Origin of the sequence: Chryseolinea soli (genome assembly GCF_003589925.1) — a bacterium.
Lineage (GTDB): Bacteria > Bacteroidota > Bacteroidia > Cytophagales > Cyclobacteriaceae > Chryseolinea > Chryseolinea soli.
Map to the genome: position 1 here is coordinate 5,410,841 of NZ_CP032382.1, position 26,463 is coordinate 5,437,303.

The 26,463-nt window shown below is 51.7% G+C and carries 25 protein-coding genes; 14 read left to right on the forward strand and 11 right to left on the reverse strand.

Annotated features, from left to right (window positions below):
• Window positions 1–43: 43 nt before the first annotated feature.
• Entirely contained in the window at window positions 44–1,480 is a 1,437-nt protein-coding gene (locus D4L85_RS22910) for an alpha-L-fucosidase (RefSeq protein WP_119756495.1), read from the reverse strand.
• On the opposite strand from D4L85_RS22910, the gene D4L85_RS22915 reads away from it, so the two are divergent.
• Window positions 1,479–1,712 (forward strand): hypothetical protein, encoded by a 234-nt coding sequence (locus tag D4L85_RS22915; protein ID WP_119756496.1) that lies wholly within the window; start codon window positions 1,479–1,481, stop codon window positions 1,710–1,712. The genes D4L85_RS22910 and D4L85_RS22915 overlap by 2 nt on opposite strands.
• 65 nt (window positions 1,713–1,777) lie before the next feature.
• Here D4L85_RS22915 and D4L85_RS22920 read toward each other — a convergent pair whose 3' ends face one another.
• From D4L85_RS22920 to D4L85_RS22935, 4 genes are all read right to left on the reverse strand, one after another.
• On the reverse strand, window positions 1,778–2,293 hold the full coding sequence (locus D4L85_RS22920; protein ID WP_119756497.1) for a hypothetical protein: 516 nt from the start codon (window positions 2,291–2,293) through the stop codon (window positions 1,778–1,780).
• Complete coding sequence (locus tag D4L85_RS22925; RefSeq protein WP_160143933.1) at window positions 2,290–2,673, reverse strand: tellurite resistance TerB family protein; 384 nt, start codon at window positions 2,671–2,673, stop codon at window positions 2,290–2,292. Before D4L85_RS22925 ends, D4L85_RS22920 begins: the two co-directional genes overlap by 4 nt.
• A gap of 214 nt (window positions 2,674–2,887) precedes the next feature.
• A complete protein-coding gene (groL, locus tag D4L85_RS22930; RefSeq protein ID WP_119756499.1) occupies window positions 2,888–4,528 on the reverse strand; it encodes a chaperonin GroEL in 1,641 nt (546 codons plus the stop codon).
• Between the two features lie 26 nt (window positions 4,529–4,554).
• On the reverse strand, window positions 4,555–4,833 hold the full coding sequence (locus tag D4L85_RS22935) for a co-chaperone GroES (RefSeq protein ID WP_079686059.1): 279 nt from the start codon (window positions 4,831–4,833) through the stop codon (window positions 4,555–4,557).
• A gap of 362 nt (window positions 4,834–5,195) precedes the next feature.
• Here D4L85_RS22935 and D4L85_RS22945 point away from each other — a divergent pair, with 362 nt between their 5' ends.
• Window positions 5,196–5,912: a hypothetical protein gene (locus tag D4L85_RS22945; protein ID WP_119756501.1), complete on the forward strand. Its 717-nt coding sequence runs from the start codon at window positions 5,196–5,198 to the stop codon at window positions 5,910–5,912.
• A gap of 73 nt (window positions 5,913–5,985) precedes the next feature.
• Here D4L85_RS22945 and secG read toward each other — a convergent pair whose 3' ends face one another.
• From secG to miaB, 5 genes are all read right to left on the reverse strand, one after another.
• The gene (gene secG / locus D4L85_RS22950; RefSeq protein ID WP_119756502.1) at window positions 5,986–6,342 is read right to left on the reverse strand and encodes a preprotein translocase subunit SecG; all 357 of its coding nucleotides are present in this window, start codon (window positions 6,340–6,342) and stop codon (window positions 5,986–5,988) included.
• Window positions 6,343–6,344: 2 nt separating this feature from the next.
• A complete protein-coding gene (locus tag D4L85_RS22955) occupies window positions 6,345–7,352 on the reverse strand; it encodes a tetratricopeptide repeat protein (RefSeq protein ID WP_119756503.1) in 1,008 nt (335 codons plus the stop codon).
• 33 nt (window positions 7,353–7,385) lie between these two features.
• Entirely contained in the window at window positions 7,386–7,946 is a 561-nt protein-coding gene (locus D4L85_RS22960; RefSeq protein WP_228450587.1) for an LptE family protein, read from the reverse strand.
• The gene (locus D4L85_RS22965) at window positions 7,936–9,207 is read right to left on the reverse strand and encodes a sigma-54 interaction domain-containing protein (RefSeq protein WP_119756505.1); all 1,272 of its coding nucleotides are present in this window, start codon (window positions 9,205–9,207) and stop codon (window positions 7,936–7,938) included. The genes D4L85_RS22960 and D4L85_RS22965 overlap by 11 nt, the downstream gene beginning before the upstream one ends.
• A 94-nt stretch (window positions 9,208–9,301) precedes the next feature.
• Entirely contained in the window at window positions 9,302–10,756 is a 1,455-nt protein-coding gene (miaB, locus tag D4L85_RS22970; protein ID WP_119756506.1) for a tRNA (N6-isopentenyl adenosine(37)-C2)-methylthiotransferase MiaB, read from the reverse strand.
• Window positions 10,757–11,075: 319 nt separating this feature from the next.
• Between miaB and D4L85_RS22975 the strand changes: the two genes are divergently transcribed.
• The 12 genes from D4L85_RS22975 to D4L85_RS23030 all read left to right on the forward strand — a co-directional run bounded on the left by D4L85_RS22975 (window position 11,076) and on the right by D4L85_RS23030 (window position 24,643).
• Window positions 11,076–11,585, forward strand: a complete 510-nt coding sequence (locus D4L85_RS22975; RefSeq protein ID WP_119756507.1) for a gamma carbonic anhydrase family protein — start codon at window positions 11,076–11,078, stop codon at window positions 11,583–11,585.
• A gap of 92 nt (window positions 11,586–11,677) precedes the next feature.
• Window positions 11,678–12,256, forward strand: a complete 579-nt coding sequence (locus D4L85_RS22980) for a hypothetical protein (protein WP_119756508.1) — start codon at window positions 11,678–11,680, stop codon at window positions 12,254–12,256.
• A 272-nt stretch (window positions 12,257–12,528) separates the two neighbouring features.
• Entirely contained in the window at window positions 12,529–13,146 is a 618-nt protein-coding gene (locus D4L85_RS22985; protein WP_119756509.1) for an OmpH/Skp family outer membrane protein, read from the forward strand.
• A gap of 69 nt (window positions 13,147–13,215) precedes the next feature.
• Window positions 13,216–16,374 carry a HEAT repeat domain-containing protein gene (locus D4L85_RS22990; protein WP_119756510.1) on the forward strand — a complete coding sequence of 1,053 codons (3,159 nt, stop codon included), beginning with the start codon at window positions 13,216–13,218 and terminating at the stop codon, window positions 16,372–16,374.
• Between the two features lie 4 nt (window positions 16,375–16,378).
• A complete protein-coding gene (locus D4L85_RS22995) occupies window positions 16,379–16,576 on the forward strand; it encodes a hypothetical protein (protein ID WP_119756511.1) in 198 nt (65 codons plus the stop codon).
• A gap of 689 nt (window positions 16,577–17,265) precedes the next feature.
• Window positions 17,266–17,652, forward strand: a complete 387-nt coding sequence (locus tag D4L85_RS23000; RefSeq protein WP_160143934.1) for a hypothetical protein — start codon at window positions 17,266–17,268, stop codon at window positions 17,650–17,652.
• 134 nt (window positions 17,653–17,786) lie between these two features.
• Window positions 17,787–18,332: a YceI family protein gene (locus D4L85_RS23005; protein ID WP_119756513.1), complete on the forward strand. Its 546-nt coding sequence runs from the start codon at window positions 17,787–17,789 to the stop codon at window positions 18,330–18,332.
• Window positions 18,333–18,342: 10 nt separating this feature from the next.
• Window positions 18,343–19,224 carry a DUF5777 family beta-barrel protein gene (locus D4L85_RS23010; protein ID WP_119756514.1) on the forward strand — a complete coding sequence of 294 codons (882 nt, stop codon included), beginning with the start codon at window positions 18,343–18,345 and terminating at the stop codon, window positions 19,222–19,224.
• Window positions 19,225–19,301: 77 nt separating this feature from the next.
• Window positions 19,302–20,714 (forward strand): high affinity choline transporter 1, encoded by a 1,413-nt coding sequence (locus tag D4L85_RS23015; protein WP_119756515.1) that lies wholly within the window; start codon window positions 19,302–19,304, stop codon window positions 20,712–20,714.
• Window positions 20,683–21,102: an OsmC family protein gene (locus tag D4L85_RS23020; protein WP_119756516.1), complete on the forward strand. Its 420-nt coding sequence runs from the start codon at window positions 20,683–20,685 to the stop codon at window positions 21,100–21,102. The genes D4L85_RS23015 and D4L85_RS23020 overlap by 32 nt, the downstream gene beginning before the upstream one ends.
• 47 nt (window positions 21,103–21,149) lie before the next feature.
• Window positions 21,150–22,328, forward strand: coding sequence for a trans-sulfuration enzyme family protein (locus tag D4L85_RS23025; RefSeq protein ID WP_119756517.1), 1,179 nt, complete (start codon window positions 21,150–21,152; stop codon window positions 22,326–22,328).
• A 938-nt stretch (window positions 22,329–23,266) separates the two neighbouring features.
• Window positions 23,267–24,643, forward strand: a complete 1,377-nt coding sequence (locus D4L85_RS23030) for an amidohydrolase family protein (RefSeq protein WP_119756518.1) — start codon at window positions 23,267–23,269, stop codon at window positions 24,641–24,643.
• A gap of 506 nt (window positions 24,644–25,149) precedes the next feature.
• Here D4L85_RS23030 and moeB read toward each other — a convergent pair.
• The gene (gene moeB, locus D4L85_RS23035) at window positions 25,150–26,307 is read right to left on the reverse strand and encodes a molybdopterin-synthase adenylyltransferase MoeB (RefSeq protein WP_119756519.1); all 1,158 of its coding nucleotides are present in this window, start codon (window positions 26,305–26,307) and stop codon (window positions 25,150–25,152) included.
• Window positions 26,308–26,463 lie beyond the last annotated feature (156 nt).

Here is a 26,463-nt window from a genome sequence, read left to right on the forward strand (position 1 = left end):
CGAAGGCCTTCCAGGATAGCAATTTTAGTTTTAAGGCTGACCGCTATTCTTTAAAGGAAAGCACAGCAGCAGGATAATATCCGTTGGGATCTTTCACAGCGGGCAACGTCAACGAAACGCCGTCCGTGGTTTTCGTCCAGGATAAGCTACGCCCCGTGCTGATTACTTTCAGCTTGGTTCCTTTTTTTGGTTGATGGCCTTTCCAGGAAATGGTTGTAGGGGAGGCAGGAGGGGTTTTAAAACAGATCAGCGCATACATGGTGCCGTCCTTGCCCCGTGTAAAAAACGTATCGCCATCGCGGAAATGCTCGACACTGCGGGTGCCATAGATCCCCTCACCATTCACCTTCAGCCAGTCGCCGATCTCTTTCAAACGTTGAACTTCCGAGTCACCGATCGTTCCATCCGGTCGCGGGCCAACGCCCAGCAACAGGCTGCCGCCTTTCGCCACCACTTCAATCAGGTTGTGGACCACCGTCGCTGCCGATTTGTATTGGTCGTTCGGCACAAAGCCCCAGGCACCTCCCAAGGTAATGCAGCTTTCCCACGGGGTCTCCTGGCGGTTGGCAGGAATGCTTTGTTCCGGGGTCTGATAATTTTCATAAGGGCCATGCACCGTGCGATCTACGATGAGCAGGCCGGGTTGTTTCTCGCGGGCCATCGTTGCAATGGCGGGCATATCGATGTCCTGGCTCCAGGCGGGGATGGCGGCACCCCACGCGCGTACTTCATCGTTCACGGTCTCAAGCGGTCTCACCCAGCCGCCGTCAAGCCACAGGATGTCGATCTTGTTGTAGTCGGTCATCAGCTCGCCGATCTGTGCTTTGGTGTAGGACTTGAATTTGTTCCAACGCCAGGGATTGGTGCGGATGTCGTAATTGTTGTTGCGATCAGGAGTGGCATAGCGGGGCCACCAGTAATATTCCGTGTGCCAGTCCGGCTTGGAGAAATAGGCACCGATCATGAAATTTTGTTTCCGGAAAGCATCAAACACTTCCTTGGCCACGTTGGCCTTGGGATGATCGGCAAATGGCCCGGCCGTTATTTTGAAGTCCGTCTGGTGCGTGTCGAACATGCAAAAGCCGTCGTGGTGTTTGGTGGTGAAGACCAGGTAGCGCATTCCTGCCGCCTTAGCTGCTGTAGCCCATTGATCGGGGTTGAATTGACGGGGATTGAATTTATCCTTCATCCCCCAATACCATGTCTTAAAGCCATCGTACGTCATGGTGCTGTCGCGGTTTATCCACGGCTCCGAACACAGTCCCCACGACTCAATGATGCCCGGCACGGCATAGAGCCCCCAGTGAATGATGACGCCGAACTTGAGGTCGCGCCAGGCTTCGAGTTTCTTTTTTACCAGCGAGTCGGTAGGCCATTCATATTCCTTCGATTGCTGATGGATGTTGCCCTGGCCGATCACCGGGCAGGCAGCGAAGGTCAACAGTACAATGATGATAGGGAGCTTGCGAAAATTGATCATGGGTTTAGGAGAATTAAAAAGTAAAGGTAATAAAAAGGCTGACCCGTTTTTGGATCAGCCTTGGGGGTTGTGGGGATTGGTCTTTGTAAAGGAAAGACCTGGCGAGCTGCCACTGCCGACTTTACCTCATCCACGGCAGATGGCAGCCCTCAGGTCCATTTATGAACGTTATGACTACCCAAGTATAGCGCGCATCACTGCAACGAATTTGCAGTCGCTAAAATATTTTTAAATAGGTAACTTTTTTCGACGTAAAAAATGGATCAAGAGGAAGATCAGCAATCGAATGCAGGCCAATCAAAGCATGGAAAGTAATTCGATACGATGCAGCACCTGCCCCGAAGTCTTGCTGACGAGGAGCGTATGTTTCCAGGGCGCCTTGATGCATTCGTATGCCTCAACGTTATGGTTAAGCGCTTGCCAAAAGAAATCAGCGTACTGCGATTCGACGGAGGAGAGATGGGCATATTCGTATTGCAAGGCAGCGGTCGCAACGGGACGGCACAGCGTATCGGCGATCTTGGCGTGCTTCGAAAAAGGAAGCCCTGCAATCGTGTTCAAAGCGACTTGCCGACTGGCTGGATAGACGAAATAACTGGCCGAACGGCCATCGATATATTGGACTTTGACGCCCGTCACATCCGACAACCCGAGGGCCGTCATGGCCTTTTGCGGAAGACTGTCGTGGAGCGAAACGGCCAGGGCTATGGGCAGTCTCCCGGCGTCTGCAGAGCCGTCGCCAAGGTTGGCGGGTTTCTCGCAGGCGAGAAAACAAAAGAGGAGAAATCCCTGAAAGAGCAGGCAGGCCCTCATAGAAGACTTTTGGCCGCGTGATGATCGATCACTTTTTTCAAGGCTTCCAGCGCTTTGGTTTCCGACTGGTCAACTTTGCCATCGGCCTGCACGATCTCATAAAGATCGGCATACATATCGTTGCTCACCGTAGCCCCAGGATCACCGCTAAAATGGCGGAACGATGTTTCGATCACCCCGCCCAGGGACGAACGATCCAACGCGTTGTACTCGCGCAGGGCGGCGTACAGTTTCCGTTCGATGTCGGTACCTTCCGGGAACAGACTTTTCATTTTGGTTTTGATGGCCGCCAGCTCGTTGGGATCATAGCTGTCGTCGGCATGCGACATGTGGACATAAAGGAAAAGAATAAAGTCGCTAAAGGTCTTGTGAAGCAGCATAGACATGGAGTTGAACCCCAAAATAGCAAAAAATCATATTACCTGTATCCGGGACTGTCGCGATCGCGCCTTCTCGCCTTGCGGATTCGGGGCACCCGCCTTCTCCGCCCAGGCGGATTCGGCGGGTAAATAAAAAAAAGGCCTCGCCCGTAGACGAAGCCTTTTTTATAGAGACTCTTCGTGCTCCCGTTGGTGGGGAGCCTTGGAGAATGGATTACATCATGCCGCCCATTCCACCGCCGCCGTGAGGCATAGCAGGTGCAGGGTTTTCTTCGGGGATATCCGACACCACAGCTTCCGTAGTCAACAAGAGACCTGCGATAGAAGCAGCGTTCTCCAGGGCCAGACGGGTCACTTTCGTAGGGTCGATGATACCGGCTTCGAAGAAGTTCTCGAACTTGTTGTCGCGGGCGTTGTAACCGAAGTCTTTCTTGCCATCGCGAACTTTGTTCACGATCACAGAACCTTCTTGTCCAGCGTTCTCAGCAATAGTTCTCAAAGGAGATTCCAGCGCCAGGCGAACGATGTTCACACCGGTAGCTTGATCTTCATTGCTCAGGCCAAGGTCAGCGACGTTTTTCAGGGCTTCGATAGCGCGGATATACGCTACACCACCACCAGGGACGATGCCTTCTTGTACAGCGGCGCGTGTGGCGTGCAATGCATCGTCAACGCGGTCTTTCTTCTCTTTCATTTCCACTTCAGTAGCGGCACCCACGTAGAGGATGGCCACACCACCGGAAAGTTTCGCCAGACGTTCCTGGAGTTTTTCCTTGTCGTAGTCAGAAGTAGTGGTATCGATTTGTGCTTTGATTTGCGCGATGCGGGCTTGGATCTCAGGTTTCTTGCCAGCGCCGTTCACGATCGTCGTGTTGTCTTTGTCGATGTTCACTTTTTCAGCGCGGCCCAGCATGTCCAACGTAGCGTTTTCCAGCTTGAAGCCTTGTTCTTCGGAGATCACTTTTCCACCGGTCAATACGGCGATGTCTTCCAGCATGGCTTTTCTTCTGTCGCCAAAGCCGGGAGCTTTCACAGCCGCTACGCGAAGGGCGCCACGGATCTTGTTCACTACCAGGGTAGCGAGCGCTTCGCCGTCAACTTCTTCGGCGATGATCACCAAAGGCTTGCCGGTTTGTGCGGATTGCTCCAATACAGGAAGCAATTCTTTCATGCTGCTGATCTTCTTGTCGTAGATGAGGATGTAAGGCTGATCGAGGTCAGCTTCCATTTTCTCAGTGTTGGTCACGAAGTAAGCGGAAAGATAGCCTCTGTCGAATTGCATACCTTCTACGGTCTTCACTTCGGTTTCAGTTCCTTTGGCTTCTTCAACAGTGATCACACCGTCTTTGCCAACTTTATCCATAGCATCCGCGATCATCTTGCCGATGGTCTCATCGCTGTTGGAAGAGATGGTAGCCACTTGCGCGATCTCGCTGGAATCTTTGATTTTCTTGGATTGTTTGATGAGGTTTTGAACCACAGCATCAACGGCTTTGTCGATACCGCGTTTCAGGTCCATCGGGTTGGCACCAGCGGCCACGTTCTTGATGCCGTGGGCGTAGATGGATTGTGCCAATACGGTTGCCGTTGTCGTACCGTCGCCGGCGGCGTCAGCGGTCTTGGAAGCTACTTCTTTCACGAGTTGTGCACCCATGTTTTCGATAGCGTCTTTCAATTCGATTTCCTTTGCTACGGATACACCGTCCTTGGTCACCGTGGGAGCGCCGAATTTTTTATCAAGAATAACGTTGCGTCCCTTAGGGCCCAGCGTCACTTTCACTGCATCTGCAAGCTTGTCAACACCTTTCTTGATCTTGTCTCTCGCGTTGGTATCAAAGGTTATTTCTTTAGCCATAATTGTAATTTTTTGGGTTGATTCGATTAGATGATTCCGAAAATGTCAGAGTTTCTCATGATAAGGTACTCCTTGCCATCGATGTTGATTTCCGTGCCGGCGTATTTACCATACAACACGTTGTCTCCCACCTTTACCGTAACAGGTTTGTCTTTCAGGCCTTCGCCAACGGCGACGATGACGCCCTTCTGGGGTTTTTCTTTTGCTGTGTCAGGAATGATGATGCCTGATGCGGTTTTGGTTTCAGCTTCAGCGGGTTCAACAAGTACCCTGTCCTCATTTGGTTTGAAGTTGATTTTTGCCATATCTCTAATGGTTTAAAAGGTTAACAAATTTGACTGTTTCCGCCTATCACCTACCGTGCCAAGGCGAAAAGTGACGCGAATTACGACTAATTTTTTTACATACTGTCAGGTTTTACAGGGTATTTCGACGGGGGGACTGTCAGTCAATCGTTGGAAATAGCCAGGTTGGCAGGCTCGCCCCGCCATAGCTTTAGCGACGGCAGGCTTGCTCGGCATAGCTTTGGCCGACCCAGGGCCACCGTCCTTTTGGGCGCCTTCCGGGCCCATCGCACGAAGGTGCCTTTCCTCCCCGAATGCTGCTTTTTTTAAGTTGTGACCCATTTGCGGAATCGCTAAATTGGTAGTACTGAAGCTCCGCTAATATGGAAAAACTATCGAAAGACTGGCTCACCCAGGGATTGATCGACTTCGAGTACAAGAAATATGTGCTGATGGCCTATCTCCAGACCGTGAAAAACTCTTTCGGGAAAGTAGAACTTTACCCATTCCTGGCCGACCTTGTCTTTCACTATCGCAACCTGGTGGCCCTCAAGGAGAACAAGACTCTTTTCCGCGAATCGTTTCCTAAAGAGCTCTCCGTCGAGGAATTGAAAAAACTGGAGTTGCGCTACCGCGAGATCATCGAAGACGACGCCATCATGGTAGAGCTGGAATCCATCATCAACTTTGCGCTGCCCCAGATCCGCGACTCGCTGCAGGAAGGCTCTGTGATCTATGAATATGTGGAATCGCAATGCGAGATCTCGCCCGTGGGTGTCACGCCACTCTATGCCAAGGAAGGCTATTTGTTCGTGACCCAGCCACCGGAAAAGGAAACGCACATCTACCGCTATCAAATGAGCATTTTCGAAGGCAGCCAGGAACAATTAAGAAGCCTCAACACGCAATTTATCGACCGGGTGGAGAAAAGTGCTGCCAATACCTATGAGCGGCTCAAACTCGACCTGATCCGCAGATTCAGAGACCTGCCTAATCCCGCGGCCTACCTCATCCTGGCCCGCATGAAATTCCCCTTCTCCGAAACCCTGATGCCCGTGGCCAAGAGGTTGTTCGTGAAACACATTTCAGAAGCGGCTTGATCTGCTTCGCTGATGGCAAAATAAAAAGGCTGCTTTTGGGCAGCCTTTTTTGATATAAATGGGGTTGTAAATCCTATTTGGAAGAATCGGACGCAGCCGGAGCACCCGCGCTGGTCGAATCCAGGTTCAGGCTGGGCGTTGAAGGAGCCGGAGCTTGCTGGCCTGCGCGATCCAAAAGATCGTTGGACGAGCCGCCGCCTGCCGAAGGCGTGATAAAGTTAGTCGCCAGGGAAAGCAGCATGATGCCGATGATGAACGACCATGTGAGTTTCTCCAAAAGATCGCCGGTTTTTTTCACGCCGATAATGTTGCTGGCCGTAGAGCCGCCAAACTGGCTGGTCAAGCCACCACCCTTGGAATTTTGGGCCAGGATCACCAACACCAACAGAACAGCAAAAAGAATGATCAGAGAGATAACAAGCGTGTACATGGCTAATTTTTTAATTCCTCAATTTGAGCCGCAAAGTAAGCCTTTTTTTGTGGAAACTTCCAAATCAGCTTCTTCAAAACCTCGATGGCCTTGTCTTTTTTACCTTGTTTAAGCAGGATATCCACCAATGTTTCCGACACGATGTTGTCGCTGAATTCCCCGGTTTTTATGGTGCTAAGGTCGCCCGACGCGATGTTCGAAGGCTTGTCCTTGGCATTGCTGATGGAGGGTTGTGTTTTGATGAACTGATCGATCATTTCCAACTGCTCCTTTTGCTTTTCGCTCTCGGGCTCGATCGTTTCCTTCGTGCTGGCGATCTCCTCGATGATGTCTTCGCCGGGGTTATCTCTTTTTTTCTTTACGGGCGGCCGCGGTTCAACCGCGGGTGGGTTCGGTTGCTGGCGCTGGGCTTCCAGGGCCTTGGCCAGTTCGATAATACGTTCTTTCTTGGTCTTGGGAGGCTCTTCCAGGGCTTTTGCGAGTTCGACGATCCGTTCCTTTTTCGATTTGGAAAGGTCGCGGTGAAACGAGACGGGAAGAGGCGTTTCTGTTTTAGCGGGCTTTGGCTTTTCCTCTGCCGGGGCTGTCTTGGCTTTGCCTTCAATGAACAGGGCCTCAAAGTTTTGCTTCAACTCATGGAGCTTCTCCAGGTCGTGCATCACCTCATCGGCCAGCGAATCGGGGTCCAAATCATCCTGCGGCGTTACGGGGTCGGTCATCACCGCAGCGGCGCTGCTAATGGCCGACGAAAGCCTGGCTGATTTTACCACCGACAATTGATCGGCCTGCATCACTTCCTTCAAAATACCGCGGTCGGCCGCATAAACGGCTGCCAGCTGCAATTCCTGGGTCTGGGTGCTGAATCCCTGCTCTTTGCTGAGCCGGGCCGACAGGGTGTGGAGCACCTGACTGTAGGGGAAAGCTTCCTTTAGCATGATCACTGCCTGGGCCTCTTCAGCCGTGCTTTCAGGGTAGCGTTCCAGTAATTTTATGAAGGTTTCTTTTTCCACAGTTGGATTGCCTTAAGGTAAAAATAGTAAAATTTACCAATTGGCCACCGATGCGTTGAAAAGGTCGTTGATGATCCGGTCAAAAATGGCCTTGCTGTATTGCTCCTGGACGTCCGTGAGGTTCTGGTCGTTGGGGAAGTCTTTATAGAACGAAAAGGTCTTATCCTTAAAGCTAAACGAGTCGTCGAGCGTGTTCACATAGGTGGCTTTCACCGTGATGGTCAGGCGGGTAGAGGAGGCCTGGTTGATCTGGTTCGGGTCGCTGGTGGCCACCGGCGCAATGGGGGTGACCCTAAAATCGGTGATCTCGCCCTCCATTTGAAGCTCGCCTTCTTCGGCCACCACGGCGATGCTTGAATTTTGTATAAAATAAGTTTTAAGCTGGTTCGTAAAGGTCTGCCCAAGGTTGGCGGGGCCGAGGTCGGTGTTGTTATAGAATTCGGAAATGGAGATGGTCTTTGCCGGCGTGGAAGTTCCGGTCATGGAGTAATTCACGGACACGCCGCACCCGTTAAAGAGGAGCAGGATGGCGGCTGCCGGCAAAAGGGAATACAACCATTGCTTCATTCCAGGGATCACGCCGTTAGTCTTCAAGATCGTATTGTTTAATTTTTCGATACAAAGTGCGTTCGGATATGCCCAAATCGCGTGCCGCATATTTGCGTTTGTTGTTGTTTTTCCGGAGCGCCCGCAGAATAAGTTCCTTCTCCTTCTTCTCGATCGACAGCGAGTCATCTTCCGTTTCGTGCGTAATATCGTGCACGTCCTCCAGATGTCCATTCCCCTGATCGTTGGATGACGGATTCAGATTCAAGACCACGTGGTCGGAGGCGATAGGATGATGGATCTCCTCCGCGTGGTGGATGCCCTCGAACAGTTCGGGATGATCTTTCACCAGTTGAGCGGCCTTCGCCTGGCTGGGCAGCGTGTCGAGCACCAGTTTCTTCAGGTCGTTGAAATCCTTCTTCATGTCGAAGAGAACCTTGTAGAGGATGTCGCGCTCGGAGAGGTTTTCTTTTTCTCCACCGGTGGTCTTATAGAGCGCCGGCAAGGTGTTCGCTTTGGGAAGATACCGTTGCAACGAATCGGCCGAGATTTCCTTGTTCTCGCTCGACAAAACAGAGATCTGCTCCACGAGATTTTTGAGCTGACGGATGTTTCCGGGGAACCGGTATTGCAGCAGCAGTTCCTTCGCTTCGTCGGTGAGCGTAATGGGTTTCACTTTGTATTTATCGGCAAAGTCGGAAGCAAATTTCCGGAAGAGGAGTTCGATATCCCGGCCGCGTTCGCGCAGGGGCGGAACGTATATGGGTACCGTGCTAAGCCGGTAATACAGGTCTTCCCTGAATTTTCCTTCCTCCACATTGTGCATCAGGTTCACGTTCGTGGCCGCTACCACGCGCACGTCCGTCTTCTGCACTTTCGACGAACCTACTTTTATAAATTCTCCATTCTCCAGGACGCGCAGCAAACGTGCTTGTGTGCCCAGCGGCATTTCGCCGATCTCATCCAAAAAGATGGTTCCACCGTTCGACACTTCGAAGTATCCCTTGCGGGCTTCGTGGGCGCCGGTGAACGAGCCCTTCTCGTGTCCGAATAGTTCTGAGTCGATGGTGCCTTGCGGGATGGATCCGCAGTTGATGGCAATGAATTGCCCGTGACGGCGCGCGCTCAGGTGGTGAATGATCTTGGAGAATGACTCCTTCCCACTTCCACTCTCACCGGTAATGAGCACCGACATGTCCGTCGGGGCAACTTGTAAGGCTACGCTCACGGCATTGTTCAACAACGGCGAGTTGCCGATGATGCCAAACCGTTGCTTCACACTTTGTATTTCTGAATCTGTTATGGCCATGTTGTTTCATCGTCACTGATCCTTATCAGTGTTTTTAATTTGAGGGTCTACTTCGAAAACGGCCGCAGGAAAAGAATTAAAGATGGCCAACGGGTCACACGGCTTTTCCAACCAACGTACCCCCTGTACAATCTTCCACTAAAACGTTAACATACTGCCCCTTCTGATAGTGCTCTTTCGGAAACACAATCACTTTGTTTGCTGAGTTCCTTCCCTGCAGAAAGTCGGCAGAGCGCCTGGAAAATCCTTCTGCCAGAACCTTATGAACCTTGCCCACATCGGTTTGGTTACGGATCAATGAATGTTCGCGTTGTTTTTTTATGATCTCTTCCAATCGTGTCTTCTTGGTAGAGTCGGAAATGTCATCTTTATATTTTTTCGCGGCCACCGTTCCTGGCCTTTCCGAGTAAAAGAACATGTAAGCATAGTCATACTTCACCAGGTCCATCAGGGTGAGGGTGTCCTGGTGCTCTTCTTCGGTCTCGGAACAAAAGCCGGCGATCATGTCGGAGGTAATGGCGCAATCTTCTCCAAGTATCTCCCTGATCTTCTGGACCTTAGACATGTACCACTCCCGGGTGTAGCCCCGGTCCATCAGCTCCAGGATGCGGCTGTTTCCGCTTTGCAGGGGCAAATGGATGCATTTGCAGATGTTCTCGTGGCGTGCCATGGTGTGCAGCACGTCGTCGGTGATGTCTTTGGGGTGCGACGTGGCAAACCGAACGCGCAGGTCGGGGTGCACCAGGGCCACTTGCTCCAGTAATTCGGCAAAGGTGGTCACTTCCGACACCTGGTTCTTTTCCAGGCGGGCCTTGTTATTTTCTGCTGCACTCCATTTGTAGGAGTCCACATTCTGGCCCAGCAGGGTCACTTCGCGATAGCCATTCTCAAACAATTGTCGTGCTTCGGCTACGACAGAATGGGGGTCGCGGCTCCGTTCCCGGCCGCGGGTAAACGGTACAACGCAAAACGAGCACATATTGTCGCATCCCCGCATGATGGAGATGAAGGCTGTTACGCCGTTGGAGTTCAATCGAACCGGGCTGATGTCGGCATAGGTCTCCTCGCGCGACAGGAAGGTGTTCACGGCCCGGGCGCCATCGTCAACTTGCGAAATGAGGTTGGGGAGGTCGCGATAGGCATCGGGACCCGCCACCAGGTCGACGATCTTCTCCTCCTCCAAAAGCTTGGATTTCAGGCGCTCGGCCATACAGCCCAACACGCCCACCAACATCTCGGGTTTGTGCTTTTTCAGACCATTGATGTGCATCAGGCGGTGACGCACGGTAGTTTCGGCCTTTTCGCGGATGGAGCACGTGTTCAGAAAGATCACATCGGCCTCATTGATATCGGAGGTAGTGTCAAAACCGTTTTTTTGGAGAATGGAGGCCACGATCTCGCTGTCGGAGAAATTCATCTGGCAACCGTAGCTTTCGATGTATAATTTCCGGCTGTTGCCCGTGGACGAATCCTTGGAAACATGCACCGTTTCACAAGCTTCGCCGTCCTGCTCCTTTAAAATCTCAAGTTCACTTATCAGATTATCCATTTCAGCCTGTTTCGAAGCGCAAAAATAATACATTTTACCGTCCTCGTGACATCTTGTCAGGTTAAATCTGAGGGGTTTGGTGGTGAAAAACACCGATCGGTTAAAAAAGGTTGGCCCGAGTGACTCCGGGCCACCCCGACGACTGGCGACTGATTGCCGATTTCCGGATTTAGCTACTGGCTACTGACTGCTGGCTACTGAATTCCGCCTCCCAAATTCTGGCTCCTGGATTCTGGCTCCTGGCTCCTGATAAGTTTTCTGCCCCGACTTGTTTTTACCGTCATCCGCATTGTAGCTTCGCTCCAAATTTCAACGACGTATGGCGCTCATCAAAACCGTTAGAGGGAACACCCCCCAATTCGGCAACAATTGTTTCCTGGCGGATAACGCTACGGTGGTAGGAGAGGTGGTGATGGGCGACAATTGTACTGTGTGGTTCAATGCCGTCGTGCGGGGCGATGTGCATTCCATCACCATTGGCAACAACACTAATATCCAGGACGGGGCCATCATCCATTGCACCTATCAGAAAGCAAAGACAGTCATCGGCAGCAACGTTTCCATCGCGCATAACGCCATCGTTCACGGCTGCACCATCCACGACGACGTGCTCGTGGGCATGGGCGCCATCATCATGGACGACGCCGTCATTGGATCAAATGCGGTCATTGCCGCCGGCGCCGTGATCTTGCCCGGCACCCAGGTCGAACCCGGCAGCACCTATGCCGGCATGCCCGCCAAAAGAATCAAGGATACGAGCGAAGAAATGAAGGCCGTGATCCAGCGCACGGCCCGGAACTATCCCATGTATGCCGAGTGGTTCAAATGATCTTTCAACCACCGAAAGATTCCCCCAATTTGAACAGATAGAAAGAACAAAATTCACTTTTATTGTTTATATTCAAAAGCTAAGAGACACTTATGCCCTTAACAAACAATCCATTGGTAGAGAACGACGGCTTCGATCCGCAGTACATTGCAGACTACAAAGCAAAAATGACTGCTGCGGGAAAGAACTATCTGCTGGACGAAGAGGACGAGAACTCCGACGAATATGCGCACTTCTATTTCGTGGGCAAGTTCGAAGGACGCGACGTGATCTATGACACCGTGATCTACACGCTACGGCTACAGCACGAGAGCGAGATGTATGAGATCGCCGAGCACCGCGCCGCGCAACACTTCCCTGCCTATAAAAAAATCACTTACGACGAAGACGAAAACGGCAACCTCGAAGCCCTCGATCCCCTCGAAGAAGAGATCGGTCTCTTCATGGCCGAAGTGATCCTGGAACTCGAAGAAGAAGAAGCCATCAAAGTAAAAGAACACATCGACACCGACCCCCACGCCGAATTTGGCGTCAGCCTGGACGTGGGCCTGCATGTTGAAACGATCACCCCCAAAGTGATTGAGAAATTCATCAAGGAATACAATGAGGACAGCGTGCGGCTGGATGAGACGTTGTATACTTTTCAGACGCAGGACCAGGAAGCGGAGTAAATCAGGAGCCAGATTCTTAGGAGGTTGAGCTCCTGAATGCTGACCATCGAATGCCGGCCCAGCATGCAAAACTCTAGAGACCGCTGCTCAGCTTCCGGCCGTTGAATTATTTGACTACGGGCTACTGAATACCGCCTCCCAGCTCCTGAATACTGGCTCCCGAATACCAATTCCCAACTCCTGGCCCCTTGATTCTGGCTCCTGGCTCCTGATTCCCCTTGCCAAAGCTTTTATTTCTCCACATATTTGCGCCCTGAAACTTAAAATCCTAAATGAAGAATCTGTCGCTTATTTTAAACGTCGTGCTGCTGGTGGCAGTGGGTGTTTTGTTTTATTTACATTTTTCCTCCGGGAAACCCGCCGCCGCATCATCCTCCAGTGTGCCCGCCGGCGATTTGAAAATAGCTTATATCAATTCCGACAGTGTTTTAAAGCACTATGACTACCTGGAAGTGAACCGCCAGTTGTTGGAAGATAAGACCAAGAGAGCGGAGCAGGATTACCGCAACCGCGCTATCAGCCTTCAAAACGAGATCGCTGCCTACCAACGCAACGTGTCCAGCATGACCCTGGGCCAGGTGAAAGCCACCGAAGAAGATCTCGGCAAAAAACAACAAAACCTTCAAATGTATCAGCAGAGCCTCAGCCAGGCCATGATGGAAGAAGAAGCCAAGTTGAACAAGGCCCTCTATGACCGCATCACCGTGTACTTGAAAAAGATCGGCGATGAAAAGGGCTACCAGGTGGTATTGAAATTCGACCCCACCAGCGACGTGCTGTATGCCGGCCAGAGCCTCGACATTTCCAAGGACGTGATCGACGGATTGAATGCCGAATACAAACAAGAAAAGACCGGCGCACCCGACAGCACCGCGACGAAAAAGAAATAGAACTTTCTTACATCACTATAGGGAAACCGGCCGCAAGCCGGTTTTTCTTTTTATATTTGGTTCTATACTATGGCAAATCGTTTCGTCGGAGCCCTTCAGATACAGACGCAAGAGCAGAAGCAGATCATGCTCATGCTCGCCACCGGCTTTTTCATGGGCATGTTCATCGCCACCTACCAGGTAACGGTCGACTCGCTCTTCCTCAACCGCATGGGCGACCAACTGGACAAGGCCTTCCTGGTGGCCGGCGCCCTGGGCATCGTCACGACAGCCCTCTTTTCTTTCTTCCAGAGTTGGATCAAGTTCACCACGCTGGCCCTGTGGAGCGTCGGGTTGATCTGCATATTCACCCTCAGCGCTTATTGGCTGATCCACTTTGGTGACCCTGCATTAAAAGACCGGTTCATTTTTGCGTTGTATTGTATGTCGGGCCCCAACACCGCCATCCTGCTGCTCAGCTTCTGGGGCATCTTCGGACGCCTGTTCAACTTCCGGCAGTCCAAGCGCATCATCGGGTGGATCGATACGGGGCAACTCATCGCCGCCATTCTCGCCACGCTGTTTCTCATACCGTTCACCAGCGAGTTGGTGCGGGACACTTCGAATTACCTGTTGCTTTGCGCCATCAGCATCGCCGTCGTATCGGTACTCATGTTTGTGATCGCATCCGTTTTTCCCATCTCCAAAAACGATCCACGCGAGTTTGGGGTCACCGTCCGGCGCGAGACCTCGCTGGGAAAAATATTTTCGGATCAATACATCGTGTTGCTCTCCGTTTTCCTGTTGGTGTCCATGGTCATGTTCGTGTTGAGCCAGTATAGTTTTCAAACGCTGGTAACAGAACAATACCCTAATGAACGCGACCTCACAAACTTCAACTCCTTTTTCATCGGTGCGGTGTATGGCATCAGCTTGATCTTGCAGACGTTCGTGAACCAGCGGATCATCAGTAATTATGGATTGCGTATTTCATTGTTCGTGCTTCCCATTGTGATGATCATTTTCTCCGTGGGTTCCGTCACCATGGGAACGGTCTTTGGGTTTGACAAGACCATTTCGCCCACCGGGTTCATCTACTTCTTCCTGTTCGTGTCGCTGAGTCGCTTGTTCAACTGGACGCTGCGCGACTCGATGGAGAACCCCGTGTTCAAGCTCTTTTTTATCCCCCTCGACAACCGGCTGAGGTTCAACATCCAGGCAAAAGTGGAAGGCCTGGTGAACGAAAGTGCGCGTTTCGTCGCGGGTCTGTTGATCTTCGTGTTGGCGTTCATCCCCGTCTTCAACGTCATCCACATCTCCATTTTCCTCATCGTGTTGTCGGGTGTTTATTTTATCGTAGTAAACAATTTGTATCGCGGATATCGCAACAAGATCCACCTGAAACTGGAGAGCAAGGAGGAGGCCCAGGAGAAGTTGGAGAAAGGATATGCCCAGATCACCACGCGGCTGGAGAACATGCTGAATGTTCCCTATTCCGGCAAAGCAGTTTTCTCCTACAAGCTGCTGGAAAAGATCAACGCCGCGCAGGTGCCCGTGTGGGCCAACAGCCTCATGAAGAACGAGGACGAGGCGGCACGCTATTACGCCCAGGAAAAAATAAACGAGCTCAAGGGTCTGTCGGTGTCCGACCAATACGTGATCCGCATGGACCAATCGAAAGCCGACGGTAGCGTGAAAAACGTTCTCAGTAAACTGGATCTTCAGCTCATCATCGAGAACGGGGGCGACATCACGAAAACGCGCATCCAAAAACTAACCCGTTCTGCCAATCCCAACGACCGTCACTACGCCGCCGAGTTATTGTTGCACACTTCAAAGGATGAATGCACCTCGTTCCTGATGGAATTGTTGAACGACTCGGAGCCCAAAGTAAGAAACACGGCCATCAAGACGTCGATAAAAAAGAACAACTCCGAAGTGATCAACGCCGTGATCGAAAACCTGGGCAACCCTGTGTTCAGTAACCAGGCCATGAACGCCTTGGTACTCATCGGTAACGAGACACTCATGGCCCTCGATTCTGGTTTTTACCGAAGCGGCCAGAGTACGCAAATGATGTTGCGCATCATCCAGGTGATTGGGCGCATCGGGGGGCAGCGTGCGCGAGAGATCCTCTGGGGAAAGATCGACTACCCGAACAAGATCATCGTCTCGCAAGTGCTGTTGTCGCTCGGCGAGTGCGGTTTCAAGGCAGGTATCTCACAGATCACCCGCATCAAATATGCCATCGAGTCGGATATTGCCGACATCAGTTGGAACCTCAGTGCTTTGCAAGAGGTAGGGGAGGACGGCTTCTCCGACCAGATCAAAGCTACCCTGCGCTGGGAGATCCAGAACGACATCGAACACATCTACATGCTGCTTACGATGTTGTATGACACCCGCTCCATCCAGTTGGTAAAGGAAAACATCGACAGCGGCACGGCCGAGGGCATCACCTACGCCATCGAGTTGCTCGACGTATTCTTGTCCGAACAATTGAAGCAGCGCGTTATCCCCATCCTCGACGACCTCACCGACGCCGAGCGCACCAAGCGCCTGGAAGATTACTATCCGCGGGTGCGGCTCGATTCCAAGCTCGTGCTGAAGTTTTTGATCAACCGCGACTTTGCCCAATCCAACCGCTGGACAAAGGCCTGTGTGTTGTTCCAGATCGGCATCCTGGGGATCGAAGACTTTAAGCTCGACCTCATCGCCCAACTCTTCAACCCCGACACCCTCATCCGCGAAGTGTCGGCCTGGGCGCTCTACAAGCTCAACCCGGAAGAGTATCTGAAAAACACAAAACGCCTCGGTGAAGGCATGCAGAAAGAACTGGATGCGCTCATCCTGCATTCCAGAAAAAAGACCCGGTTCGAGCTGGTGTTGTTTTTTCAGAAAAATAACTTCTTCGAAAACGTGCCCGGCATCACGCTGTCTTACCTGGCCGACATCAGTGAGGAAGTGCGCATGCGTCCGCAAGACTCCCTGCCCCTGGACGAAAAGCACAACAACAATTTCTACGTCATGATCTCCGGGTCGGTCGACTTCTACCAGCGCGGCGAAAAAGTATCGGAGTTTGAGGCCGGCCAGTTCATCGGCGAAATGTTGGGATTGCCCAACTTCGTAAACACCAACATCATCATTGCCAAAACGGAAGTGGTGATCCTGAAATTTAACAAAGACCAGTTTTACGAACTTTTGTCCGACAACGTGAAGCTGGCCGATAAGGTATTAGAGTATATTTGAGGCGATGTCGCGTGGTAAAAAGATCTTTGTAGTCCTGGCCATCGTGTTTGTGATCTTGCTGGCCTATGCCAGCTATGACATAAGCCGGAAAACGACTTTCCCCGGATCCAAGTCGCAATTGAAAGAGCGGCTCAAAGAAAAGTATGTGGGGAAAGATTCCGTTTCAAACGATAGCGTTAACGTATTTTCAAAGAAAAATTAATATTTTATTACAAATTTATGATGCAAACGGTTGTTTTGACAATCATAATTTGTATCTTGCTGCCAGATTAAAGCCAACTATAGACATGACAATCCCCCTTAGTCGAGTACTTTGGGGGATTTTCAATTTATAGACCTTCGCTTTATCCTCAGAATCGGCCTTTCGACCCTCATATTCTCCAATGACCGATTTCTGGGATGGCAATTTCGACGCCTTGTATTACCTTTACATTAAGATTAAAGCCAACTATAGACAATAACAATCCCCCGGAGTCCAGGATTTCGGGGGATTGTTATTTTATACCCCCTGGCTTCGCCCGCCGTAGCTACGCCCGCCGTAGGCAGGTGTAGCGTAGGAGGGTCCCTTATCTTGAAATAGCCCCATTCGTCTGTCTATTTTTCCAGTCGCCGATTGCGGGTAGGCGTGCCTCACAACCCCACATTACCTTTGACTCAAGATTAAAGCCAACTATAGACAATAAGAATCCCCCGGAGGTCCAGGACTTTCGGGGGATTCTTAGTTTATGCCCGCCCAGCTTTTCTGCCGGTCCAGCCAACCCTTCGCGCAGTTTTCGCGTCCCGTCCTAATTGAAGAGCCTGCAAGATGGAGCATCCGGAACCTTATTTTTGTCTTGCCAGGGATCTTTTCTACGGTAATTGTTACTATAATTGTTTTAACTAACTTTTAGCATGAGAACCCTAAATCCCCTCAGGTTGATGTTGGCCTGTACATGCGCGCTGTTGACGGCTTCGGTAGCCTCTTGCGTTGACCACAGCGCCCCCGAAAGTGAATACGGTTGCGAGTCGGCCGAAACCGTGAGCTTCACCTCCCAGATCAACCCGATCATTCAATCGAATTGTGCCATTGTAGGCGATGGCGGATGCCACAACGGAGGCAACGGCCCTTCGCTGGACTGGCGCGTGTTTGAAAACTTTCAAAGCCACGCCCTCCACGTGAAAGACCGCATCACGCGGCCGGCAAACGCCGCAGGACACATGCCCAAGATCGGCGCCATCACCGACGACCAGATCCGGCTCATTGTATGTTGGGTAGAACAGGGTGCGCAGGATAATTAATCAGCAAGGATGTGCAGCGACCTTCACCCGTTGATTTTTTTTGCTTCACATCTTTCGCGACTTGCGTTCGGCAGGATGAAGCATTCCCTGATTTTTTAAGAAACTGTTACTGGCCTTCCACCAAAACCTAACCTATGAAGTCTTTGACAAAACTCCTGCTTTTGCTCCCCGTTGCCATACCCTGGCAAGTAACGGCGCAGCAACGTTACTTCGCAGAGAAGTCGGTCGTTTCGTTTTTCTCCGATGGCGTGGTAGAAGACATCTCGGCCACCAACTCGAAAGTGACCAGCATCTTCGATGCACACGACGGCGAGGTGGCGTATTTGTTAAGCATCAAAGACTTTCAGTTCGTAAACAAATTGATGCAGGTGCACTTCAACGAAAAGTATATGGACACGGAAAAATTTCCGAAGTCATCTTTTCAGGGACAGATCACCGGCTTCAATCTCAGCAGCACCGGCAAGCAGCAGGTCAAAGCTAAAGGAAAGCTCACCCTGCACGGCGTCACCCACGACATCGATGTGCCCGGCACCATCGAAGTGGTAGACAACCGGTTGGCGCTGAAATCCAAGTTCATTATAAAACTGGCAGACTACGATATCAAGATCCCGCAGATCGTGTGGCAGAATATCGCGCAACAAGTGGAAGTCACGGTAGACTTCATGTATCGACCTCTTTAATTAAAGCAACATGAAAAAAATAATTTTACTCTTTTTGCTCACCCCTTGCGTGGCCCTGGCACAAAACGATTTGCTGGGCGAGCTCGAAAAAGATTCCAAGAAAGAAACGGAATTTGTATACGCCACCTTCAAAGGCACGCGCCTTGGCAACGGCCACACCATCGAAACCAAAGCCGGCGGCACGCTCGAATTTATTTTCGGCCACCGCTTCGGCGCCATCAACGGCGGCGCCTACGAAATGTATGGTCTCGACCAAGCCTATGTGCGTCTCGGATTGGACTATGGCATCACCGACCGCCTCTCCGTCAGCATCGGCCGCAACTCCACCGACAAGACGATGGACGGCTATCTGAAATACAAATTGCTGCGGCAATCGTCTGGTGAGCGGAACTTCCCCATCTCCGTCACGGCGTTGGGTGGCATTGCTTATAAACTCTCTCCTAAAAATAATAGCGAGGTGGCGCCTGGTTTTGAAAATGTCGACCGTCTTTCCTACACCGGCCAGTTGCTCATCGCGCGCAAGTTCTCGACGAATTTCTCTTTCCAACTCATGCCCACGTTAGTGCATAAAAACTACGTCACGCAATCCATCGAGAGCAACGACCAGTTTGCCATCGGTTTTGGCGGACGCATCAAGCTCACCAAAAGCATCGCGCTCACCGGCGAATATTACTACAATGCCAGCCGCATCAGCGGATCGCCCTACTACGACGCCATGTCGCTCGGCATCGACATCGAGACCGGCGGCCACGTGTTCCAGTTGTTGCTCACCAACGCGATCGGGCTTACCGAGCGCGCCTTCATCACGGAGACCCGAGACAACTTCTGGGACGGCGGCATCCACCTGGGCTTCAACGTGACGCGGGCGTTCCAGCTGAAAAAAAGACAGTAACATCCACGGGCGGCTATTGAAATAAACCTCCTGTTCTTTACTTTTAGACCCTTAACCGTCTAAATAGCACAAGCGCATTGTTACTTTTTTCCATCATCGCCTACCTTTTGCTTACGGTGTTGGTGGGGTTTTGGGCGTCCCGCAAGGTGAAGACCTCGGGCGATTTCATGCTAGCCGGCCGCAGCCTGCCGCTCATGCTCAGCTCGGCCGCTATGTTCGCCACCTGGTTCGGGTCCGAGACCGTGTTTGGTGCCTCCTCCGAATTTCTGAAAAGCGGCCTCTATGGCGTCATCGAAGATCCCTTTGGCGCAGCGCTTTGCCTCGTTCTTTTTGGAGCTTTCTTCGCCGGCAAACTCTACCGGATGAACCTGCTCACGCTGGGCGACTATTTTAAGATCCGTTTTGGCGGCCGCACCGAACGCGTCGCCAGCATCTTCCTGGCGCCACCCTACATCGGCTACACCGCCGCGCAACTGGTGGCGATGGGCATCATCCTCAACGTGGTCACCGGCCTGGCCACCTGGCAAGGGGTCGTGGTCAGCGCCCTGGTGGTGACCCTCTACACCTACGTGGGCGGCATGTGGGCCATCTCCATCACCGACTTCATCCAAAGTATCATCATCATTTCGGGATTGCTGGTGCTGGCCATCATCCTCGCGGGCAAGGCCGGGGGAGCGGGGCTGGTCCTTTCCGAGATGCCTAAGGAAAGCCTGAAATTTCTTCCCGACCCCAACCCGAAAGCGATCGTCACCTACATTGCCATGTGGGCGGTGCTGGGTTTGGGATCGCTGCCTTCGCAGGATGTCTATCAACGCGCCATGTCGTCGTCGTCGGAACGGACCGCCGTGTGGTCGTGTTATATTGCCGCATTCTTGTATCTGTCCGTCGCCATGTTGCCTTTGTTCATCAGCTTATGCGTGCGCCACCTGTATCCCGACCAACTGGCGGGCGACACGCAATTGGCCTTGCCCAACATGGTGCTCCAGCACACGTCGTTGCCCATCCAGATCCTGTTTTTCGGATCGTTGCTGTCGGCCATCATGAGTACCACCAGCTCGTCCATCCTGGCTCCATCCGCGATTTTTTCCGAGAACCTGCTCAAACCCCTCATCGGCCACCGCTACACCGACAAGCAACTGCTGATGATGACCCGGATTTGTGTTTTAATTTTCGCTGCATCCGCCACCATTATGGCGTGTTTACGTTCCAACATCTACGAACTGGTAGGGGAGTCGTCCATCCTCAGCCTGGTCTCCTTGTTTGTGCCCCTCACGCTGGGGCTCTACTGGAAGAAGGCCAATAGCACCGGGGCCTTGTTGTCGATGGTGTTAGGAATGATTACTTGGATTATCTTTGAAGTTTGTGACACATCGTGGCCCAGCCTTGTGCCGGCCACGATCGTCAGTTTGTTAGGCATGCTGGCAGGGGTATACTTCTGGCCGGCAAAATTTAAAAAGTATGGTAAAGATCGAGATCAATCGTTTGAATGACAACTTCCACATGGAAGCCGTCAACGAGCAGGGCGCCAAACTCCAGATGGATGCGTCGCCCGATGTGGGGGGAGAAAACCTGGGCATGCGCCCGATGCAACTGCTGCTGGCCGCCATGGGCGGATGCAGCTCCATTGACGTGATCAATATTTTAAAGAAACAAAAACAGCCCTTAAGGGACATCAAGGTGACCGTGACCGGCGAACGCGAAAAGGACGTAGTGCCCTCCGTCTACACGGAAGTACACGCCCATTTCAAACTTTATGGCGATCTCGATAAGGAGAAAGTGGCCAGGGCCGTAAACCTCGGCGTGGAAAAGTATTGCTCCGTGGCCAAGACCCTGGAGGCCAACGCCAAGATCACCTACACCATCGAGATCTTACCCTAAACCGGCATTGACAATTTTTTAGAAGTTTATTGATTTTATACGCACCCATGGAAGAAGAATTCTATTTCGAAACCAACGCCATCCGCGGACAACACGAGCGCTCGGAGTTTCGTGAACACTCCGTCCCCTTGTACCTCACTTCTAGTTTCGTTTTCGACGACGCCGAACAAGCCCGCGCCATGTTCGCCGACGAGATCGCCGGCAACATCTACAGCCGCTACTCCAACCCCAACACCAACGAGTTCATCGCCAAACTCTGCGTCATGGAAGGCACCGAAGACGGCATCGCCACCTCCTCCGGCATGGCCGCCATGTGGAGCAGCATGGCCGCGTTATTAAAATCGGGCGACCATGTACTGGCCAGCCGTTCGGTCTTTGGTTCAACCCATCAGATCCTGAATACGATTTTCCCCCGCTTCGGCATCACCTATTCCTATGCCGACATCGATCAACCCGAAACCTGGGAAAGCAAAATACAACCCAACACGAAGATGATCTTCGTGGAAACCCCGTCCAACCCCGCGCTCGACCTCATCGACCTGGAGTGGCTCGGCAAACTGGCCGCAAAACACAAGTTGATCCTCAACGTCGACAACTGTTTTGCCACACCCTATCTGCAAACACCAGCCAAGTGGGGCGCGCATATCGTCACGCACTCTGCTACTAAATTCATGGACGGCCAAGGCCGCGTCATCGGTGGCGCCATCCTCGGCACTAAAGAGCTCATCAAAGAGATTCGCTTCTTCACACGCCACACCGGACCGGCCATGTCACCGTTCAATGCGTGGATCCTTTCCAAGAGCCTTGAGACGTTGGCTGTGCGCATGGATCGTCATTGTGACAATTCGCTGAAGCTGGCAGAGTTCCTCGAAAGCCATCCTCAGGTCGTCAAAGTAAAATATCCATTCCTGCCTTCCCATCCGCAATATGCATTAGCTAAAAAACAAATGCGTCTTGGCGGAGGCATTGTCACGTTCGAGATCAAAGGAGGCCTGGAGCAAGGACGCAAGTTTTTGAACGCGCTGAAAATGATCTCGCATACACCTAACCTTGGCGACACACGCACCATAGCCATTCACCCCGCATCGACAACGCATTCCAAGTTGTCGGACGAGGAGCGCGCCGTGGTGGGCATCACGCCTGGGCTGATCCGCATTGCCGTAGGGTTAGAGGATGTGCGAGACATCATCAATGATGTGAAGCAGGCGATTCAATCGTCCATGTAGCCAGTCGACATCACTCAATCAGCAGATTTGCCGCAGGGCCTTAGCCCGAATCAGCGGTCCGCAACATATTAATGCCAGGATTCACTATTGGTAAAGGAATCCCCATCATCTCCATAACCCCAGGCTTTAGCCTGGGGTAGCGAGACACCCCATACATCTGCGCCACGCTCGCCCTATGTCAAGGATGCGCACGTTCATGGCGCACACATCTCAATACTTGCATCGAAGCGCGCAGGGTACTGCCTCACTATATTGGCGTCAAGCACACGATCAGCGTCATGCGGCCCCCCTCGGAAGCCTCGGGGCCGGGCTTTCCGTTCCAAGTCCGTCTACGCTCAAGCCCAGCGCGCTTCGGGCTTTCCACTGCAATCCCTGGCCGAGCTCGATGATATTTCCTCAAAAAACGATAACAAATATCTCGATTGGAATTTGCACATAACGATCTATCTTGATTTTAAGAGGAGGCTGACTTTCATATTGAAAGGGCATATCTGAAGAATTGAATTCGGAATGACTTCAATGAACATATTTAAAACTTATGTGATGATATGAAAAACTTTAAAACGATATCAATTATCATTTTGCTAGTATTTAGTGTTTTGCTAGTGTTTTTTGCTTACGCACAAAAAAAACAAAGTGATCGCACACGTCAAGAAAACCATAGAACCGTCAATTACTTGATTCCATGCGAATACAATTATTAGAATGTCAGCAGGGTAGTAAATAGCACTCATCCTCCGTCAAGGTATATGAAATATTTTTTCACGTATTACGAATTCAGCTATTTCAGCACTGGAATGATATTGACTGAAATGACGTAGTTGAGACGGGCACCGATTGGTTTATTCCGCGTACAAAAGATCTCACACGAATTCTGGGATAAGAAATGCGTTGAAAACTACTTAAATTCATCGTTGAGAACCCTAAACGACCTTCTTATGCCTGCGAAGAAACTTTACCTGTTACTCATCACACTGGTTCTATGTCAGTGTGCCATAGCCCAACAAGAAGTCCTTGTACTGAAAGGCGGAACAATCATAGACGTCACAGACTTTGGTAATTCCGAACGCGACATCTCCAACGCTACGGTGGTGATCGAGGGAGGCCGGATCAAAGCTGCAGGCAGCGCATCGTCAGTGAAGGTTCCAAAAGGAGCCAAAGTGATCGACGTCTCAGGAAAATATATCGTTCCTGGGTTGATCGATTGCTTTGGCATCATCAACGACCAAGCCTATGCGAACGCCTACCTGTACATGGGGGTGACCACCGCGGTCATGACAGAGGATAACCGCCGTGGAAAAATTGATTGGACGGTCAATCCCTCCCCCCACAAGATCATACTCGATGCCTACTGGGGGGCGAAGTCCAAGCGAGTTAGCGTGGGCGGCGTGGAGAATGCCGGTTTTGAGATTGTTCGGTCATGGAGTAAAGAAGAAATAGATCATGATATCGACTCGCTGGGGAAGGCGGGAGTGAAGGTGTTACTCGTTCATTATGCGGTTGTGCCCGCGCAACTTCCGGCCATTGTTGCAGCTTGTAAGCGAAACAAGATCGCAACGATTGGCGAGTTGGGCTTGTCGTCTTACCGGGAAGCGGTTCAGGCCGGCATTCAGAGCTTCGTGCACACATCGCGCTATTCGGCCGATATGTTGCCCGACTCGTTGCGAAAGGTCTATAGCACATCTCCGTTTGGTCCGCCGGCAAGGGCTTATTATGAATACATTACCGGTCAAAAAAATATAGCTGACGACCCAAAACTGTTGGAGCTGTCGAAGCTGTATCGCGATCATCGCATCGGGTTGATTTCTACTGCAGGTATGATACAATATCCTGAGATGGAATTTGCCACCAACCCCTGGCTGGAGCCGATCGCCTCCATCATCGACGAGCGAACGATCGAGTTCGAGCCGTTGGACAAGAGCACAGGGAAACCAAAAAATCCGTCGCCTGTGCGGCAGCACGCTGTGCCCGCGCTGGTCGAGATCGACAAGGTTTTTGCTAAGCAGGGGGTGCGCTATATCACGGGAACGGGTACCGATGCCTTTGGTACGCTACCCGGCATTTCCCTTCACAACGAACTGGCCATGCTCTCGCACTTTGGGCTCACCAATCGCCAGGCCCTTGCTGCGGCTACTCATAATTTTTCTTTATTGTGGGAATGGACGTCGATTGGCAAAGTGGAGACGGGAAGAGACGCCAACATCCTGGTGCTCGATCAAAACCCGGTGACCTCGCTGAAGCATCTAAAAGCGATTAGTCTTTTGATCGTTGAGGGGAAAATTGTCGACCGGAATAAATTGATGCAGAAGCCGTGAATGCGACTTCTTTTTTGAGGGTATGCTTGCGCTATTTCTATAAATTGAATACTGGATTACATGCCCATCAACCAAGTGTCAGACTCGGTGCTCAACGAAATATCGTTCGTCGCCAACGAAATGCCGTCTTAGCCTAACGCGTATTCCACTGAACCCACACGCAAATCATCCCTCAGCATCCCGGAAGATCATCCAGAGAAAAAAGATAGTAACGGTAAAAGTCATCAATAAGCTAAAACCTGAATTGCGGGTGAATGCATTGAAGGCGACGAAGACGCCATAGGCAAGAATAGGAGTAAATAAGAGTTTGACCCTCTTCTTCATTTTGACCTAGGATTAGGATGTAGCAGAGGGATACTGATTGTACGTGCACTACGGACAACAGGTTGCAACGACACCGATAGAGCGCAGACACCAACGCAAGCCCAAATAAAAAAGCCGCCTCAAATCTGAGACGGCTTCAATGTTTTAACACCTAAGATGCAACGATTGCGTAGACTCTTTGCTCAAGAAACATGCATCTCCGGATCGATCTCTCTCGCCCAGGCGAGAATACCGCCCTTCAGGTTGTAAAGATTTTCAAACTTATGATTTTTTTCCAGCCACTGCACCATGTTGCCGCTGCGTGCACCGCTCCGGCAGTGGATCACCACTTTTTTGTCACGCGAGATCTTGTCTACGCTCGACGGGATGTCGCCTTGGGGAATCAGTTCGCCGTCCAGGTTGGCGGCTTCGTATTCGTGGGGCTCGCGGACGTCGATCAGTTGAAAGTCGGCGCCGGAGTCCATGAGTTGTTTCAGTTCTTGTACGGTAATCTCCTTCATAATTTCACGTTCGTTAAAAGTCAAAGATTTATTTTTATGCTGATTTAAACCACAAAAATCTTCATAATCTATCAGTGTGGTAATAACGTAGCGATCGCGCTGCGGGTGATAACGGATAATGGTGACATTCATACTCAACGCATCCACGATGGCCAGCTTCTCGGCCAGCGGTTCGCCCAGCCCGGTAATGATCTTGATGGCCTCGGCCGCCTGCATGGTGCCCACCATGCCCGGCAAAATACCGAGCACACCGGCCTCCTCGCAATTTGGCACACTCGATGGATCGGGCGGCTCCGGGAAAAGGTCGCGGTAGTTGGCGCTGCGGTGACCGTCTTTCTGTGAAAGATTAAAAACAGAGACATGCCCCTCGAAGCGAAGAATGGAGCCATACACCAGCGGCTTGCCAAGCAGACCACAGGCGTCGTTCAATAAATAGCGCGTCGGGAAATTATCGGTGCCGTCGATCACCACGTCGTAGTCTTTCAGCACGTCGAGTGCGTTGGACGATGTGAGGGCGGTCGGATAGGGATGGATAGTGATGCCGGGGTTGAGCCGGGAGAGTCTGGTGCGGGCGCTTTGGGCTTTGTTGTGCCCGATGTCGTCGACGGTGAAGAGGATCTGGCGTTGCAGGTTAGAGAGGTCCACCGTGTCGCCGTCCGCGATGCCCAGCGTGCCGATGCCGGCGGCGGCCAGGTAGAGAAGGGCAGGGGAGCCCAGGCCGCCTGCGCCTACCACCAAAACTTTGGCTTGCTTCAGCTTCAGTTGGTTCTCCAGGCCAAATTCCCGGAGCGCGAGGTGGCGGCTGTAGCGTATAGTTTCTTCGCGGGTCAGTGTCGTCATAGCGGGTGCTGCCAAATATAAGCGGAATTATGATGCTATAAGTTCCCAGTTTAGTCGTTAGTCCTTAGTCTTGAGTACTTAGGACTAACGACTAACCGACTAGCCCCTGTGTACCCACACCCCGCTTTGAACCGACTGTAGAGAATTAATCACACT

Bases quoted from the DNA above. Each gene is read 5' to 3' on its own strand.
- D4L85_RS22915 (WP_119756496.1), top strand. From the start codon at position 1,479: ATGGGTTTAGGAGAATTAAAAAGTAAAGGTAATAAAAAGGCTGACCCG.
- D4L85_RS22910 (WP_119756495.1), bottom strand. From the start codon at position 1,480: ATGATCAATTTTCGCAAGCTCCCTATCATCATTGTACTGTTGACCTTC.
- D4L85_RS22920 (WP_119756497.1), bottom strand. From the start codon at position 2,293: ATGAGGGCCTGCCTGCTCTTTCAGGGATTTCTCCTCTTTTGTTTTCTC.
- D4L85_RS22925 (WP_160143933.1), bottom strand. From the start codon at position 2,673: ATGCTGCTTCACAAGACCTTTAGCGACTTTATTCTTTTCCTTTATGTC.
- groL (WP_119756499.1), bottom strand. From the start codon at position 4,528: ATGGCTAAAGAAATAACCTTTGATACCAACGCGAGAGACAAGATCAAG.
- D4L85_RS22935 (WP_079686059.1), bottom strand. From the start codon at position 4,833: ATGGCAAAAATCAACTTCAAACCAAATGAGGACAGGGTACTTGTTGAA.
- D4L85_RS22945 (WP_119756501.1), top strand. From the start codon at position 5,196: ATGGAAAAACTATCGAAAGACTGGCTCACCCAGGGATTGATCGACTTC.
- secG (WP_119756502.1), bottom strand. From the start codon at position 6,342: ATGTACACGCTTGTTATCTCTCTGATCATTCTTTTTGCTGTTCTGTTG.
- D4L85_RS22965 (WP_119756505.1), bottom strand. From the start codon at position 9,207: ATGGCCATAACAGATTCAGAAATACAAAGTGTGAAGCAACGGTTTGGC.
- miaB (WP_119756506.1), bottom strand. From the start codon at position 10,756: ATGGATAATCTGATAAGTGAACTTGAGATTTTAAAGGAGCAGGACGGC.
- D4L85_RS22975 (WP_119756507.1), top strand. From the start codon at position 11,076: ATGGCGCTCATCAAAACCGTTAGAGGGAACACCCCCCAATTCGGCAAC.
- D4L85_RS22980 (WP_119756508.1), top strand. From the start codon at position 11,678: ATGCCCTTAACAAACAATCCATTGGTAGAGAACGACGGCTTCGATCCG.
- D4L85_RS22985 (WP_119756509.1), top strand. From the start codon at position 12,529: ATGAAGAATCTGTCGCTTATTTTAAACGTCGTGCTGCTGGTGGCAGTG.
- D4L85_RS22990 (WP_119756510.1), top strand. From the start codon at position 13,216: ATGGCAAATCGTTTCGTCGGAGCCCTTCAGATACAGACGCAAGAGCAG.
- D4L85_RS22995 (WP_119756511.1), top strand. From the start codon at position 16,379: ATGTCGCGTGGTAAAAAGATCTTTGTAGTCCTGGCCATCGTGTTTGTG.
- D4L85_RS23000 (WP_160143934.1), top strand. From the start codon at position 17,266: ATGAGAACCCTAAATCCCCTCAGGTTGATGTTGGCCTGTACATGCGCG.
- D4L85_RS23005 (WP_119756513.1), top strand. From the start codon at position 17,787: ATGAAGTCTTTGACAAAACTCCTGCTTTTGCTCCCCGTTGCCATACCC.
- D4L85_RS23010 (WP_119756514.1), top strand. From the start codon at position 18,343: ATGAAAAAAATAATTTTACTCTTTTTGCTCACCCCTTGCGTGGCCCTG.
- D4L85_RS23020 (WP_119756516.1), top strand. From the start codon at position 20,683: ATGGTAAAGATCGAGATCAATCGTTTGAATGACAACTTCCACATGGAA.
- D4L85_RS23025 (WP_119756517.1), top strand. From the start codon at position 21,150: ATGGAAGAAGAATTCTATTTCGAAACCAACGCCATCCGCGGACAACAC.
- D4L85_RS23030 (WP_119756518.1), top strand. From the start codon at position 23,267: ATGCCTGCGAAGAAACTTTACCTGTTACTCATCACACTGGTTCTATGT.
- moeB (WP_119756519.1), bottom strand. From the start codon at position 26,307: ATGACGACACTGACCCGCGAAGAAACTATACGCTACAGCCGCCACCTC.